Source organism: Paenibacillus sp. LS-5, from assembly GCF_056121505.1.
Window position 1 is genome coordinate 249,640 of record NZ_JBWAVA010000006.1, and the last position, 14,383, is coordinate 264,022.

Below are 14,383 nucleotides of genomic sequence, written 5' to 3' on the forward strand. Positions count from 1 at the left end.
CCCTGTACTTGCTGTTTTTTTGTGTGCCGAAAATATAATTCATCCGTCTTACAGCTGTCCGTGGATATCTTCAAAATAGTGGTAGACCCCGTTCAGAAGCTCGATAAGCGTTTCGCTGCGTTCCTTGCCGAGATAGTCAATCATCCCCTTGAATGTATCGCGGATTCTATCAACAGCGGCATCAGCACAACGTTCGCCTTTGTCTGTCAAAGCGATACCGCTGACCCGTTTATCCTGAGCATCGCTGGTACGGACTACATATCCCTGTGCCAGCAGGCTGTTCACCATTTGGGTGATGGTGGGGGAGGTAACCTTATGCATTTTACTGATGTCGGAGATGGTAAGCACCGGCTTGCCGGATTTCTCGGTTCCTAATTTGATCGTGATCAGTACACGGATTTCACTGGGCTTCAGCATCGTCGGGTTGTTGTTCTGCCAGTTGATTTTGGAGAACTGCTGAAATACTGCCATCAGCTCATCGATATTGTCGTATTTGTCTTCTCTGTCTTCGTTCATCTGCACACCTCATGGACCTTGTTTCCTTTAATTATAGGCATCCTATGAACCAAAAGAAAGGAAAGGACAAAAACTTTTGAATAAAGCTAATATGTTACGAAAAGTAGGCGCATACAAAACGGGGTTTGCTAATCGGTTTTCTTGAACACAGCCCATACAAGCAGAATCAGACATGCGTCTACGGCAGCAAGAACGAAAGGAAACCACTGTGGTGCGGAAGCTACAGTCCATTGGATCGAGCCCATTCGCTTCATTTCCTTTCGCTGCCGGCAGGATTTTTTTTGGGTTAATTCTTGAAAAGTAACATGTGTTGAGGCTGATTAGACATGTTTAATGTCATAATGCATAACATGCATAGCTTATTTTTAGTCAAAAATACAAAAAGGAACGATTTAGAATTGATTTTTTTAGAGGAAAAAGATTAAAATATACACAATAAGTTATATAAACTAACATAAAATATTTTATCTTAACGGTGTTTATTGGGAGTGGAGAGGTGGAACGAACATGATAGAGGAAAATAAGAAGCTGGTCCAAGAACTCGAACTTCCCCGTGACTGCACGTTCTCCCCGGAGGACTGGCGTGTACTCGCTGAATATTGGTACCCGGTCGCGATTGCAGATGAGGTGCAGGACAAACCGCTGGCGGTGAAGCTGCTGGATATGAAGCTGGTCTGCTACCGCAGTGAAGGCAAGGTGGTGATTGCCCGTGACCTGTGTTTTCACCGGGGGGCACCTCTGAGCAAGGGCTGGGTGGAGAATGGTGAAATTGTCTGCCCGTACCATGGATTCCGTTACAACTGCGAAGGGAAGTGTACCGCCGTTCCAGCCCATCCCAGCTCCAAAATCTCACCCAAGCTGAAGCTGATCGTGTATCCGGCTGTTGAACGCTACGGTTTGATCTGGACCTGTCTGGGCTCAGCACCTGAGCAAATTCCGGCCTTCCCTGGTTGGGAGGACCCGGACTATATTAATATTTTGCCGCCGAGCTTCGATATTGCCGGTTCATCCGGCCGCCAGATGGAAGGATTCCTCGATGTCTCGCATTTCGCTTATGTGCATACGGCAACCTTCGGCGACCGCAACAACACTGAGGTTCCCCAGTATAAGGTTAGACGCGAAGGCAACGAACTGGTAGCAGAATACTGGAGTACTGTCAGCAATTACGGGAAAGGCCAGGAAAACCCCGCTCCGGAAGGCTTCATGTGGCTGCGCGAATTCCGCGTGTTCCCGCCGTTTGCGGCTTCGCTTACCGTCTATTTTCCAGATGAAGGCAGACTCAAAATACTAAATTGTGCTTCCCCGGTATCCGCACGATATACTCGTCTCTTCTGTCCGATCTCCAGAAACTTCGACAAAAGCGCACCGGTCCAGGATACAATCAACTTCAATCTGCAGGTCTTCGCAGAAGACGCTGAAATGGTGGAGTCACAGACTCCGGAGGATCTGCCGCTTGATCTGCAGGCAGAAGCACATATTCCAGCGGACCGCACCTCGATTGCTTACCGCCAGCTGTTAACGGAACTGGGGCTTGGACGGTCTTATACTTCTTAATCATGGATTTATGGCAGAATACGATTCGAAGATTTCCCTTCCTGTGCATGTTCTCCGAGCAGCGCGCAGGAAGGTTTTTTTGATGGCTTGTTATCTAGTGAATTAGAGAGTTAACAAAATAACTACTCTACTTTAAAGAGGAGGGATGTCGACTGGAGAAAGTAGGTGCATGTCTGATAAAATAGAGAAGTAGAAGATACAGCTATTCCAGACTGTTCCGGCAGCGGCGAAATGCAGGACCGGCATCAACCCAAAGGAGACTTGATTGTGAACGAGAAACTGAAACAAGCCTATGAAAGGTTAGGGTTGCCTGAGACCGTAACCAGAGAGGAATTGAACAAAAGGTTCGATCTGCTGCTTAGACGGCGGCGTTCATTGAACACTGACGCGGAAATTGCCGCGTATGAAGAGGATTTTCAAGCCATCAAATTTATTCTTGATTCGAGAGATCAGCAGGAGATTCAGGAGGCTGAAGATCAGCGGCTGGCCAAATACGGCAGTCTTGCTGGCGGAGCACGGAAATGGGAACGATTTATGCGGCTCTACAAAACACATGTCATTATCTCGATAGTCGCTGTAATTGTACTTATCGTTGCCGGTAACGCGCTGTATAACAATTGGCAGCACCGAAAGTATCTGGCTTCCTTGCCGCCGGTTGATGCGGAGATTATGTTCATCGGTAATTTTGGTGTGAAGGACAAGGACGGCAAGATGGACGCTCTGAATCAGGCGATCATTGATGAGTATCCCGAATGGAAACGGGTGGACACCAGCATTGTATACCTTCCCAAGACTGGCGAGGGTTCAGATACACTGGATATGAACTATATGCAAAAAGCGGTCGTTGAGCTGGCTGCGAACTCACCGGATATTCTGATTCTGGATGAAGCCACGCTCCAATGGATCGGCGGCCAGGATGGTTTTCAGAATCTGGAGCCGATTCTGGCAGACGGTAAGATCGCCAAAGATGATCCCCGTCTGAAATGGGGGAAATTAGGGGAGAGTACCTTGGACGAGCTCTACGCCGTGGATATAACGGACTCGAAGTTTGTGTCTTCCCTGCCGATCAACCATAACACTGAGTCGATTGAAATTGGAGTGCTGGGCGGAGATGAGCCAAAGGATAAGATCCTGCAATTCGTGAAGCATATTGTCGACGAGAACACTGGCAAGTAAGAAGATAAGCGGGGAAAAGCGAGGATAGACAGATAGTTATTCTTGCGCTATCAGCTTTGAACACATTCTATCCTCTTTTTATTGCTGGAATGTTCATATTTGGTTTTGGGGGTTCGATCTTTGGACCCTCATTCGATGGGATGCTCTCCAAGTCTGCCGATTCCAGTGAACAAGGGGTAATCAAGGAAGTAGCCAATCGATTCAGGCTCTGGCAAGAATGGTTGGACCTATCTCAAAAAAATGGCGGAACTTTAAGGGTATACCCTTGTGTTCCGCCATTCCTTGTATAGTGAAAGCTTGTCTTAATGTTAATGCTCCAACCGGTAGCCCCCGTGAAAGACTGGGCCGACATATGAATTGAACGCATATCCATTCCGGATAGCTGCGGAGACGAAATCCTTGGCTTTTGAGACAGCATCGTGTACAGACAATCCGCTAGCCAAGCCGCCTGTAATCGCAGCTGCAAAGGTGCAGCCTGCACCATGGTTGTACGCCGGTTCGATTTTGGCTGTTTCCAGTACGGTATATTCCGAGCCGTCGAAGAACACATCGATTGCCAGATCGCCGCCGAGTGCTTTGCCGCCCTTAACGACAACATTCTTCGTGCCGAGCCCGTGAATCAGGCGTGCCGCTTCTTTCATTTCGTCGATAGAAATAAGCTTGCCCAGCCCCGAAAGAACCCCGGCTTCGAACAGATTGGGTGTTGCCACCGTAGCCAGAGGCAGCAGTAGATCTCGGATAGCATTGGCGCTTTCCGGACTCAGAACTTCATCTTCGCCCTTGCAGACCATAACCGGATCAATAACTACGTTGGTCTGACGGTTGTCCTTGATCGCTTTTTCCGCGACCTGCACAATATCAACACTGCCCAGCATTCCGGTCTTCATAGCGTCGACAGGACCGCCTGCGAATATCGTTTTCAGCTGCTCGGCGACAATGGCTGCATCAATCGGGTAGACATTGTGATGCCAGCCGTTATCCGGGTCCATTGTGACAATGGTGGTTAAAGCGCTGAAGCCGTAGGTGCCATATTCTTCAAAGGTTTTGAGGTCTGCCTGAATGCCGGCGCCTCCGCTGGAGTCACTTCCGGCAATGGTTAGGGTCTTAATAATTTTTGACAAAGTGAACGTCCCCTTCTGGTATATGAATAGATACTGCTTAACTCTACGACATTATAACAAAAATCACTCCCGGTGTCCGCACTCCGTGTAAGACCTAGATAGACGGCCTACTCCTTGTGACTGTCTAGGCTGCTTAGCGCTGTCTTAATGGCCTTGTCATATTGGAAAGGCTCCGCGTTGTCACCGCCCATCCAGTACACCACAAGAAAATTACCTCCTCTGAAGACATGAGGGTATATCCGTGCCCCTCCATCGTAGGTCGTCCGGTTGATCGCAAGCTTTAGCGCGTCCAGCCCGGCGGCGCATTCCACGGCATTATCGTAGGTATAGACGGACAAGCGGTCCGGGCGCACCGGAGTATTGGTCTTGTCGATCAGCAGTTCATCCGGCCATCTGCCCGCCAGCTCTTTTTTGAACAAATGCTCCTCGGTGTCCGGCACACGGTTCAGCCTCATTCCCCGCTGTTCGAGAGCCAGGTAGAGGGACTCTGTTGTATTTCCCGTATCGCCTGCGGCAAGGTCTGTATTCTGGATAGCAGGGAGGAGAAGAGGACCATGATAGGTTGTGAAATAACTCAGAATGGTGTCGATCATGCTCTGCCCGGAGGAGCCGGGGGAGACGGTCAGCTCCAGATTGCGGAAAAGGTAACCCCATTCCCCCTCTTCATAATAGGCGGCTCCATCGGTCTGATATCCCTTTGCTTCTGCTGCACCTGTGTACCGCACCGTCCGGGCATCCGGTCCTTCAGTTCCCATCACCTGTTGCCGGGTGAATTCCGGGGGATTGATGGTGATTCCATAGTCATCAGCCCACTCGGCTTTGCCGGGGAAATAGGTGCCGATGCTACCTACGGCGCAGCCTTGGCAGCCCCAGGCATTATCCGAATATTCCAAGGTCTGCTGCGGGTCTTCCGGATCTTCAAAAGTGACACCATAGGAGCCATTGGCTCCAGTTACGGCAGATGCTGTCCAGTCTGCAGGTGCCAGCAGCATATAGGCGCTGCCGGTATCGGCCTTGTAGACAAGAGCCGCCTGAAGTTTGCCTTCCATATTTGGAGGCAACGGGTATGTCATGTCAGGCAGAGGCGGATAAGTATGATGTGTTTCGCCACCCTCCAGAGCTGAAACGGAGAACATGGCAGTCAGCGGTAGGGTTATTTCTGCATGCCCCTCTTCTGAAGAAGGGAAGGGGACCGTGGCTTTATAGTTGTGTGCAATACCAACTGCACGATCATTGTTAGGGCTGCCTGGAGCGCTGTTCGCCGGGGCGTTCTCCGGCTTTCCATTATCCTGTGGAGTGATGGACGGTGTAACTGCGGCTAGGGGGGAGGCGGCAGGTTTACCCGGCTCCCAACTGTTGTAACCCAGCCATAAGCATATGACGGTTAGCGGTAGCAGTACAACTGCGTAGCTCCAGCTCCTAGCCCGCTTGTGCCGCTGTGTTCTCAGGCGTTCTTCGACATTCTGTCTCATTTGCGGCGTGAATCGTGTACCGTCAAAAGGCTTCTCCTTCAATTGTTTTTCCCAATCCTCAGGTGATGTGCTCATGATCTTCCCAGCTCCTTCTCCCAGCATTCATTCGCTTGTTTCCTTGCCCGGTGCAGTCTCGATTTGGCCGCAGAGAGTGAGATTCCCAGCAGTCCTGATAGTTCCTCCATACTCAGCCCGTAGTGGGCGTAGAGCATCAGCACTTCTCTATGCTTGCGGGGGAGCTGCAGAACAATCCTCCATACCTCACTGCTCAGGGATTGCTGCAAAAACACCTCTTCGGCAGACGGGCTAGAAGGATCTTTGCCCATGTTCTCCTGCAGGGTTACGCGCCGGATAAAGCTGCTGCTCCGGTAGGAGAGCCAACGGGTCCGGGTAATCTGAAGCAGCCAGGTTCTGATTGCGGCTTCCCCGCGAAAGGTATTCATATATTTGAAGGCCCGGATGAAGGTCTCCTGGGCAATATCATCAGCAGCGCTCCTGCTCCGAGCCAGGTAATAGGCATAGTTCCATACATCCTCGCCATAATGCTCCATCAGTGTCTGCAGCGCGGCGGCGGTCATGGTGGCCGATTCATTCGTTACGATAGACATGCTGTCCCCCCTTGTTCTCTACTGTATTGACCTCCGCATTCCCGGAAAAGTTTCTTTTTTTGGGAAAAAATATTAGGCAGGTAAATTGGCGCAGCTAAAGAGAGGCAGTCCATCTAGAAGTACAACGTTTAGGGGAAACGGCGCAGCTCCCGGAGTGTACTGCAAACGTTCCTGAACGGCAAACAAGGGCCCGCGGCACATACCCGAATGTGCTGCGGGCCCTGACTATGATTTTTTCTAATGGCTATGCAGAGCCTGTCCCTTGCTGTCCAGCAGTAGATGAGGTTCAGTGCTGGAGATGAACTCCAGTACCTTATCATAGATGATGCGGTGTCCCGCCCGGTTGGGGTGGATTCCGTCACGGCAGATGAACTCCGTATAATCCGGCTGCTGAAGGAATGCGCTGCGGACATCAATGATTTTGGTCTTCGTACTCTCAGCGACCCTGATGATCGTAGAGTTGTACCTTTCCTGCCACCAGTAGATCTTCGTGACACTGCCGAGGAATTTCAAGATACTCTCTTCCGAAGCGGGGTTGTTTCTGCTGACCCATTTGAAATAATTGTCTGCATTTAGCGGCGGTAGATTCATTAGAATAGGCATGATCCCTTGGTTTCTCAGAAAATCAATCATATCTCTGAGCATACTTTCGAATGCCGGAAAATCGGTCTTGGGATTATGCTCGGCCTCAGGATGGCTTACAATGTCCTCCCAGTTGAAATCGCAGTCATTTCCCCCGTATTCAATCAGCACCAGGTCGGGCTTCTCTTTAAGCACATCCCGTTTCAGATTGCCGAAACCTTTGAGCAGTGTATTGCCGAACCTGGCGGTGTTGCGCAATGCTCCCTTAAGTTTTCCTTGGAGCAGCGAAACGTAATTATCCTCCAGGATTACATATTTACTTCTGCCCTCATCATAGACTACACCCTTCGAGATGGAGTCTCCGCTAACCATATATTTATACTCCAGACCTGCTGCTGTCACACGACCTTCATTGCCAGGCATTGGCTCACCTCCGACACTATATTGTACTTAATCTTAGTGTAAACCATTCATGGAGGCATTGCCTATGTATAAACGTCACGGGTCATACCAAACAAGCAGCTGCGACATCCGTGGAAACGGGACGCAACTGCTGTATTTTCGCTTAAGCTATTGGTCTTTGTGCTTTATAGAGCTGGCCAATCGGTGTAATATTGAGGTTCGGCTTGACTCCTTCTGGGAAATATTCTGCACAAACCGTATAACAGCCTGCTCCAGACAATTTACACTGTTATCCCAGGTCCAGGCCAAAGAATCAGCTTCTCCTTGTTCAGCTAACCGGGTTCTGAGCGGAGTATCATAGATCAGACGCAATATATCTTGAGCCAGCCGGTTCTCATAACGGTAGGAGAGCAGACAGTTCTCACCGTGACGGGCATACTGGAGATTCCCTCCGGAGTATACGGAGACCAGGGCTGCACCGCAGCGCATAGCCTCCAGCCCAGGTAAAGATCCGGCATCAAAGGCGCTGGAACTGACAAACAGGTCTGCTCCATTATAGTGATAACAGAGCTCAACATCATTCTTCGGGGTGAAAAAGCGGTATTTCCCTAGCGCTCTCATCTTCTGCAAGGATTCTGAGGTATTGAATTCTTCCGGCGGACAGATGAAGTTGATGTTCACCTGTGGAGCGATAAGCTTGACGATGTCAAGCTGTTTTACCAGATAGTCCTGCTCACGGTGTGAGCTGAATCCATTATCTTCCTTACGCAAAATTGCCGTGATGTTGAGCGGCTCCTGCAGCATATGACGGATATGCTGGTTATGGAACGTTGTACTGATACCTACGGGCACAATGTTCCCGGTGATCCCATGGCTCAATGCTATAATTTCCTGCTGCCACCGGGATAAAACTAGCAGCTTGTCAGTGATATGATAGGTAGAGAAAGACACGGCATTATCCGGCAGGAATAGCGGTTCGTAACATAAGGAAAGACGGATATGCATGCCTTTTCCGTTTTGACTTGCAGCCTCTGATACAGGGACAATCGTGTAGAAATTGGATATGATAATTTCACTGACGGGAAAATCAGCTTCTCTCAGCACCGTGTGATCCGTACGCACTACCTGGGAATGGACCTCATAGGCAATATCGCCACCGGATGGCATGAGGATCACAACTTCATGGCCCCGGGCAGTGAGTCCGTTGGTGAGTTCTACCAGCATGCGCTGGGCCCCGCCATGACACAAGGTAAGAATGGGGAACGTAAACTTCATCAATGATCAGATCCCTTCTGAAGCTGCAAAAAATAGCGAATAAAGATTATGCATGCTATTTTATTCAGGCGGAAACTGAAATGTACCAGATCAGCGGGTATTATTTCTTCAGCAGCACTTCAAACCGGATGTGCATTATGGTATGGGAGGATTAGGATGAAAGACTGCCGAGACTCTCTAACAGGGCTATCGTCTTGCGGATTTCCTGGCCTTTGATATCTTCAAGTGAGACATCGATCATCGGCTTGCGGGCCTGGAGCTTCTTCAGAAACTCCGCGGTGTGGAAGATTCCCCCGCCTGCCTGCCCGTGACGGGTACGAGCACCCTCGGCATATATATCTTTCAGATGGGCCAGGATGATCCGGTCCCCGAACAGGCTGAAGGCCTCGTCAACGATTTCATCCTGCCGCTCCACCTGGTCCCCGATCAGATTGCATGGATCAAAGACAACGCCAATGGAGGTAGAAGGGACTTCGTCGAGAATACGGCGCATTTTGGCAGGAGTGGACAAGGTATGGGAGCTTACGGGCTCAAGTCCCAGGAACACGCCCCATTTATCTGCTTCCTCGGCCAGTTCTTCCACGGTGGCCCGCAGAGTCTCCCAGCCCAGCTCCTCATACCGGTAAGGCTCGAATTCTGCAAAAGTAGTCAAGCTACCGGTCTCTGTAGCGACCATCGGTGCTCCGAACTGCCGGGCATAACGCAAATGTTCCTTGAACCGTTCGATCTCCTGCCGGCGGACAGCCGGGTCGGGGTGAATCGGGTTAATGTAACAGCCGAGCACGCCGATACGGATCCCGGCGCGGTCAAACTGTTCACCGATATAATTGGCAAGGCCAGGACTAAGCTTTCCGGTAGAGGTGTCGATATCTTGTATGGCTTTGGACAAAGCCAGCTGTACAAAACTGATTCCGTAATCTTGAAGTGCAGCAGTGAGTTCTTTAAGCGGCAGACAACCTGCGGTGTGGGCCAAAGTGCCGTAACGGATAAAAAACAGCTCCTTTTGAAAAGTAGGGATTTGTATTAGTATTAACTATTATATTAATAGCGCTTTCAACTACATGCAACGGTATAGCGCTGACAGAATAGGAGAGAAACTAATGAATGCGATAGAGCAGCGCAAGCAGGAACTGGAGAACTGCCGTCCTGAACCGACCCTGGAGCTGGAGACGGTCAACAGATTTTGGGAGGGTATCCTTGCAGAGTATGCCGGCAAACCTCTGGATATTATTTCCGTTCCTGAAGTGACGCCTTATCCAGGCATGCGGGTGGACAAGGTCAGCTTTCACAGCTTTGATGACACGAGGGTCAATGCCTGGCATATTCAGCCTTCATATACAGAAGCAAGCGGGGAGCAGCTTCCCTGTATCGTTACGTTTCCCGGCTATACGGATGACCGAGGATATCCGGAGCGTTACGCTTCCTGGGTGTTGCTCGGCTATTCCGTTCTCGCCGTGGATGTGAGGGGACAGCTCGGAGAGACCGGCAACCTGCTGGCACTGGAGGGCGGAGTGGTAAAGGGCTGGATTACCCAGGGTCTTCTGGAGAAGGAGCGTTCTTATTATTTGGGTGTAGCCATGGATACTGTCAGGGCTTTGGAAACAGCTGCACAGCTTCCTGGAGTGGACCCATCGCGAATTGCGATTACAGGCGGCAGCCAAGGGGGCGGGATTGCGCTGCTGGCAGGTGCACTAAGCACGAGGGTCGCCGCTGTTGCCGCAGACATTCCCAACCTGTGCCGTCTGGATTTCGGTGTGCTGAATTCAACCAGCTCTCTGACGGAAATTGGCGCTTATGTGAAACGGTATCCTGAGCATCTGGAGCAGGTGCTGGATACGCTAGCTTATTTTGACATCGTGAACCTGGCACCGCGCATCAAGGCTCCGGTTCTTATCTCTGTCGGCTGGAAGGATACCGTATGCATGCCTGAAACCGTATATGCTGCTTACAACCGCATAGAATCGGATAAGCAGATAATGGATTATCCATTTTCAGGACATGAGGTTAGTGAATATCATAACCGCCAAAAGGTCTTGTTTCTGCAAAAGCATCTCAGTCAGGCGAAAGGCTAGAACGGGAATAGGGTTGTACGAACACAAAGGGGCGTCACGGCCATATGCAGCTGTGAGCGCCCTGTTTTTTATCAGGTTGTGATTCTGGCATAGACGGCAAAGAATAGCGCCAGTTCTCCGATAATCAGCACATTTGGCATATGAACCATTACGTCCAGAATGTAAAAGCAGACGAGGATCGCTGTCAGCATCCCCAGATGAACGATCCCGAGCTGATGCTGCTTATGCCGATAGACATGAAAGACAAGGGTAGTGGAAGCAAAGTAGAGTAGTGCCGAGCCAAAAATGAGATTCAGCATCTGGTCATAATGCAGCTTGCTCAGGAACAGCAGCTGGATCGAGGCGGCCAGCATACATAGCGACAGAAAGATGAACAAATGGCCGTAAATGATCGTCTGTCCTGCGGTATGGACGTTTTTGTCCACTTTCTTCTCCAGATTGTCATAGTACTGCCACCACATAGCAATAATCAGCACAAAGGTCAGGGCTGCGAAGCCGACAGAATGCAAGGTCCAAGTGCTCGATTGCAGCACAGCCAGAATGCTGACCACAGCTTCCCCGAGCAGAATCAGCGCGAACAGGGAGAATCGCTCCAGCAGATGGTGGGTATTGGTTGGCGTCTTGATCAGGATTCTCCGGCCTATTAACGGCAGAAGAATATCAAGGGCAATACCGGCGTACAGCACCGCATAACGAACCCAGGAATCGAAGAACAGAGAGCAGGCGGATATCACCAGCCCCATCCAGAACCGGGTGCCCAAATATTGAGCGGTTGTCTTCAAATGACCAGTTTCTTTGGAATGAACGAAATGATACTGCACGGCAGTCATCGCGCGGAGCCCAATGTAGCCTATCAGAAAGGAATAATAGGTTTGGTCGAAATCCACTGACAGGCTGGCCGTCATGATAAGGACGAAGAATAGTTGGATAATCAGAAATATCCGGTGAGAGACAATATCTTGCCCGTACCGGTTGACAAACAGTGTCTGCCCTACCCATGCCCACCAAATGGGAATGAATATCAGCACGAATTTGACCAGTGTTTCAAGCGAGAGGGTTTCGTCCTCTACATGCAGCAGCACATGGCTGGCTTTGGACACGGCGGCCACAAACAACAGATCGTAGAAGAGCTCCAGCCAGGTTACTTTTTTTGCAATCATACAGCGCTCCTTTGATGTCCGGATGAATTCGGTTCCTGTCATCTGTTTACCCGGAGCATTCCGGGTTATATGTTATAATAAAGGCTCTTACCGAGTGATTGCAAGGCAGACTGACCACTAGAGGAGGAACTGGCAGATGGAGAAGGATGTTGGCAAGCTTCCTGCAGAACTTGAAGCAGAACATTTCAAATACAGTGAGAAGAACGAACAGCTTGTGAAAAAAAGCTTCTGGAGCAAAACCCGGAAGTTTGCCGGAAAAATCCCGTTTACCAAAGATGCGGTGGCCATGTATTACTGTGCCATTGATGCCAAAACCCCTTTGTGGGCGAAAGGGATCGCCTTTGGAGCATTGGCTTATTTCATTTCCCCTATTGATGCGATTCCAGATGCATTGATTGGCCTGGGCCTTACCGATGATGCAGCAATAATTGCTGCAGGGGTAAGGGCGATAGCCGGACAGGTGACGGATGAACACCGTCAGAAATCAGAGGCTTTTTTTGAGCAGGAAACCTAAAAATATATTCGATGTGAGGCCTTTAGCCGCACAGCTCAGCTTCATTATAAGCTTGTACAGGACATGGTATAAATGTTATAAAAAAAGCTGCAGCCTTAGCTGCACCTTCACAAACGCTCCACCTGGCAGCTTTCTTTGGAAAGCTGTTTGGTCTGGTATTCTTCGCCCCAATCCTTCATCAGCCGGATAATAGGAATAAGTGTGCGGCCGAATTCGGTCAGGGAATATTCCACTTTAGGCGGAACCTGTTGATAGACTTCACGGTGGACAACGCCATCCTCTTCCAGCTCACGCAGCTGTAGGGTCAGCATGCGTTGGGTAATTCCGGGACAGATCCGGCGGAATTCACTGAACCGTTTCTTTTCCTCCATCATGTGGTACAACAGCACACCCTTCCATTTGCCGCCGATCACGTCAAGGGTGAACTCCACAGGGCAGGCTGCCATATCGTCTCCTGGGCATTCACCGAATCCGCCTTTACGGTCACGCATCACAGCTCACTCCCTCAGTATCATTGTATATACTACATCATATTACAGTGTGTACATCAAAACGCGAATGTATATTCTAATATAAAAGTGCAGCCTCATACCGTCAATAAAGCGCGGGTCAGGTTGTGTAATGAATGGGATAAAACTGCTATGCTGGTGGCTGCTTCCTGCGCGTGCCTTCCTGCAAAGCAGTTTTTTGTGGTGTGAAGGTCCTGAAAATACATAAAAGCTTCGAAAAAGAATTGAAAACTTGCTGAAAATTCTGATAGTCTAATGAAGTGAGCCTTTTTCTAATGGATTATCATTTCAAGATTGAAGGGATTCCTGCAGTATGAAAATCATTCGTATCATTGCCCAGGTTGCTGTATTGTACATATTTTTTGTTGCCGGTGATTATTTGCAGAAGCTGCTGCATCTTCCGGTTCCAGGCAGCATTGTCGGGTTGCTGCTTCTTTTTGTTTTATTGCTGTTTAACATTGTGCCGGTGAAGCTGATTGAAGAAGGATCATTGTTCATTCTGGCCTATCTTCCCATGTTCTTCATCCCGGCGACTGCCGGAATTATGAATCACCTGGATATATTCAGCGGCCGCGGGCTGCTGATGATCGGCATACTGGTTATAAGCAGTGTGCTTACGATGGTTGTGACTGCACATGCCAGCGAGTGGATTACAGGCCGCCGCGCAGCCCGCAGTAATCACTCTAACCTAACAGTTGTGCGCGAAAAGGGGAGCGAAGCATGAATATTTTGCTTGCCGTCAGCTTCATTCTAATGAATGTGGGCATCTATCTGTTTATGTCCATGCTCTACAAACGGTTCCGTCTTCCCGTACTTTTGCCGGCGCTAACTGCGACATTTACAGTTGTAGTCCTCTTACTTGGTTTCCATATTTCCTATGACACCTATATGATCGGCGGACAATGGATCAACCTCCTGCTCGGACCGGCCGTTGTATCCCTTGCCTATCCGCTCTACAAGCAGCGTCTTGTGCTGTGGCAGAACCTTCCCGCTATTCTTGGGGGGACGGTTATCGGCCTGCTGGTAGGCATGTTCAGCGGTCTGCTGATGGCTGCCGGACTGGGCTTTTCCAAGCTCTATATGCTCTCGATATTGCCCAAGTCCATTACGACAGCCGTAGCGATCCAGATTTCAAGCAACCTGGGCGGGGACGCGTCCTTAACCTCCGTATTTGTGATGATTGCCGGATTTACCGGAGCGATTGGCGGCCCTTATATTATCAAACTGTTCAGAATCCGCAGTGAGTCCGGGATTGGCATTGGCCTGGGTACTGCATCTCACGCCCTCGGTACAGCTAAGGCTCTGGAGTACGGTGAACAGTCCGTGTCCATGAGCTCGGTAGCTATGACAGTCTGTGCCATTGTAGGTTCCGTAGTGGGGCCTTTGGTGGCCTGGGTCATGTACCACTAAAGCACCACTATA

The 14,383-nt window shown here is 49.9% G+C and carries 16 protein-coding genes and 1 pseudogene; 7 read left to right on the forward strand and 10 right to left on the reverse strand.

Going from position 1 to position 14,383, the window contains the following annotated elements; translation table 11 throughout:
• Positions 1-48 precede the first annotated feature (48 nt).
• A complete protein-coding gene (locus tag AC0MA3_RS12335) occupies positions 49-516 on the reverse strand; it encodes a MarR family winged helix-turn-helix transcriptional regulator (RefSeq protein WP_474656415.1) in 468 nt (155 codons plus the stop codon).
• Positions 517-644: 128 nt separating this feature from the next.
• A complete protein-coding gene (locus tag AC0MA3_RS12340) occupies positions 645-770 on the reverse strand; it encodes a hypothetical protein (RefSeq protein ID WP_379153599.1) in 126 nt (41 codons plus the stop codon).
• Between the two features lie 253 nt (positions 771-1,023).
• On the opposite strand from AC0MA3_RS12340, the gene AC0MA3_RS12345 reads away from it, so the two are divergent.
• From AC0MA3_RS12345 to AC0MA3_RS12355, 3 genes and pseudogenes are all read left to right on the forward strand, one after another.
• Positions 1,024-2,070 (forward strand): aromatic ring-hydroxylating dioxygenase subunit alpha, encoded by a 1,047-nt coding sequence (locus tag AC0MA3_RS12345; RefSeq protein ID WP_474656416.1) that lies wholly within the window; start codon positions 1,024-1,026, stop codon positions 2,068-2,070.
• Positions 2,071-2,337: 267 nt separating this feature from the next.
• Positions 2,338-3,246 carry a hypothetical protein gene (locus AC0MA3_RS12350; RefSeq protein ID WP_474656417.1) on the forward strand — a complete coding sequence of 303 codons (909 nt, stop codon included), beginning with the start codon at positions 2,338-2,340 and terminating at the stop codon, positions 3,244-3,246.
• Between the two features lie 38 nt (positions 3,247-3,284).
• Positions 3,285-3,478 (forward strand): annotated as a pseudogene (locus AC0MA3_RS12355) (MFS transporter); the annotation flags it as partial.
• A gap of 76 nt (positions 3,479-3,554) precedes the next feature.
• Here the strand turns inward: AC0MA3_RS12355 and thiD are convergent.
• The 6 genes from thiD to AC0MA3_RS12385 all read right to left on the reverse strand — a co-directional run bounded on the left by thiD (position 3,555) and on the right by AC0MA3_RS12385 (position 9,679).
• A complete protein-coding gene (thiD, locus tag AC0MA3_RS12360) occupies positions 3,555-4,367 on the reverse strand; it encodes a bifunctional hydroxymethylpyrimidine kinase/phosphomethylpyrimidine kinase (protein ID WP_474656418.1) in 813 nt (270 codons plus the stop codon).
• Between the two features lie 107 nt (positions 4,368-4,474).
• The gene (locus AC0MA3_RS12365) at positions 4,475-5,914 is read right to left on the reverse strand and encodes a DUF4850 domain-containing protein (protein ID WP_474656419.1); all 1,440 of its coding nucleotides are present in this window, start codon (positions 5,912-5,914) and stop codon (positions 4,475-4,477) included.
• Positions 5,911-6,447 (reverse strand): RNA polymerase sigma factor, encoded by a 537-nt coding sequence (locus tag AC0MA3_RS12370; RefSeq protein ID WP_474656420.1) that lies wholly within the window; start codon positions 6,445-6,447, stop codon positions 5,911-5,913. The genes AC0MA3_RS12365 and AC0MA3_RS12370 overlap by 4 nt, the downstream gene beginning before the upstream one ends.
• A gap of 237 nt (positions 6,448-6,684) precedes the next feature.
• Complete coding sequence (locus AC0MA3_RS12375; protein WP_474656421.1) at positions 6,685-7,452, reverse strand: SGNH/GDSL hydrolase family protein; 768 nt, start codon at positions 7,450-7,452, stop codon at positions 6,685-6,687.
• Between the two features lie 147 nt (positions 7,453-7,599).
• Entirely contained in the window at positions 7,600-8,706 is a 1,107-nt protein-coding gene (locus tag AC0MA3_RS12380) for a glycosyltransferase (protein WP_474656461.1), read from the reverse strand.
• Between the two features lie 151 nt (positions 8,707-8,857).
• A complete protein-coding gene (locus tag AC0MA3_RS12385; RefSeq protein ID WP_474656422.1) occupies positions 8,858-9,679 on the reverse strand; it encodes a sugar phosphate isomerase/epimerase family protein in 822 nt (273 codons plus the stop codon).
• A gap of 127 nt (positions 9,680-9,806) precedes the next feature.
• Here AC0MA3_RS12385 and AC0MA3_RS12390 point away from each other — a divergent pair, with 127 nt between their 5' ends.
• Positions 9,807-10,778: an acetylxylan esterase gene (locus AC0MA3_RS12390; RefSeq protein WP_474656423.1), complete on the forward strand. Its 972-nt coding sequence runs from the start codon at positions 9,807-9,809 to the stop codon at positions 10,776-10,778.
• Positions 10,779-10,849: 71 nt separating this feature from the next.
• Here the strand turns inward: AC0MA3_RS12390 and AC0MA3_RS12395 are convergent, their stop codons facing one another.
• The gene (locus AC0MA3_RS12395; RefSeq protein ID WP_474656424.1) at positions 10,850-11,938 is read right to left on the reverse strand and encodes a low temperature requirement protein A; all 1,089 of its coding nucleotides are present in this window, start codon (positions 11,936-11,938) and stop codon (positions 10,850-10,852) included.
• A gap of 136 nt (positions 11,939-12,074) precedes the next feature.
• Between AC0MA3_RS12395 and AC0MA3_RS12400 the strand changes: the two genes are divergently transcribed.
• A complete protein-coding gene (locus AC0MA3_RS12400; protein WP_474656425.1) occupies positions 12,075-12,452 on the forward strand; it encodes a YkvA family protein in 378 nt (125 codons plus the stop codon).
• 107 nt (positions 12,453-12,559) lie between these two features.
• Here AC0MA3_RS12400 and AC0MA3_RS12405 read toward each other — a convergent pair whose 3' ends face one another.
• Positions 12,560-12,943 carry a winged helix-turn-helix transcriptional regulator gene (locus AC0MA3_RS12405; RefSeq protein ID WP_474656426.1) on the reverse strand — a complete coding sequence of 128 codons (384 nt, stop codon included), beginning with the start codon at positions 12,941-12,943 and terminating at the stop codon, positions 12,560-12,562.
• 331 nt (positions 12,944-13,274) lie between these two features.
• Here AC0MA3_RS12405 and AC0MA3_RS12410 point away from each other — a divergent pair, with 331 nt between their 5' ends.
• Both AC0MA3_RS12410 and AC0MA3_RS12415 read left to right on the forward strand, forming a co-directional pair.
• Complete coding sequence (locus AC0MA3_RS12410; protein WP_474656427.1) at positions 13,275-13,685, forward strand: CidA/LrgA family protein; 411 nt, start codon at positions 13,275-13,277, stop codon at positions 13,683-13,685.
• Entirely contained in the window at positions 13,682-14,371 is a 690-nt protein-coding gene (locus AC0MA3_RS12415; protein ID WP_474656428.1) for an LrgB family protein, read from the forward strand. The genes AC0MA3_RS12410 and AC0MA3_RS12415 overlap by 4 nt, the downstream gene beginning before the upstream one ends.
• The last annotated feature ends 12 nt before the right edge of the window (positions 14,372-14,383 follow it).

Bases quoted from the DNA above. Each gene is read 5' to 3' on its own strand.
- AC0MA3_RS12335 (WP_474656415.1), bottom strand. From the start codon at position 516: ATGAACGAAGACAGAGAAGACAAATACGACAATATCGATGAGCTGATG.
- AC0MA3_RS12340 (WP_379153599.1), bottom strand. From the start codon at position 770: ATGAAGCGAATGGGCTCGATCCAATGGACTGTAGCTTCCGCACCACAG.
- AC0MA3_RS12345 (WP_474656416.1), top strand. From the start codon at position 1,024: ATGATAGAGGAAAATAAGAAGCTGGTCCAAGAACTCGAACTTCCCCGT.
- AC0MA3_RS12365 (WP_474656419.1), bottom strand. From the start codon at position 5,914: ATGAGCACATCACCTGAGGATTGGGAAAAACAATTGAAGGAGAAGCCT.
- AC0MA3_RS12370 (WP_474656420.1), bottom strand. From the start codon at position 6,447: ATGTCTATCGTAACGAATGAATCGGCCACCATGACCGCCGCCGCGCTG.
- AC0MA3_RS12375 (WP_474656421.1), bottom strand. From the start codon at position 7,452: ATGCCTGGCAATGAAGGTCGTGTGACAGCAGCAGGTCTGGAGTATAAA.
- AC0MA3_RS12380 (WP_474656461.1), bottom strand. From the start codon at position 8,706: ATGAAGTTTACGTTCCCCATTCTTACCTTGTGTCATGGCGGGGCCCAG.
- AC0MA3_RS12390 (WP_474656423.1), top strand. From the start codon at position 9,807: ATGAATGCGATAGAGCAGCGCAAGCAGGAACTGGAGAACTGCCGTCCT.
- AC0MA3_RS12395 (WP_474656424.1), bottom strand. From the start codon at position 11,938: ATGATTGCAAAAAAAGTAACCTGGCTGGAGCTCTTCTACGATCTGTTG.
- AC0MA3_RS12400 (WP_474656425.1), top strand. From the start codon at position 12,075: ATGGAGAAGGATGTTGGCAAGCTTCCTGCAGAACTTGAAGCAGAACAT.
- AC0MA3_RS12405 (WP_474656426.1), bottom strand. From the start codon at position 12,943: ATGCGTGACCGTAAAGGCGGATTCGGTGAATGCCCAGGAGACGATATG.
- AC0MA3_RS12410 (WP_474656427.1), top strand. From the start codon at position 13,275: ATGAAAATCATTCGTATCATTGCCCAGGTTGCTGTATTGTACATATTT.
- AC0MA3_RS12415 (WP_474656428.1), top strand. From the start codon at position 13,682: ATGAATATTTTGCTTGCCGTCAGCTTCATTCTAATGAATGTGGGCATC.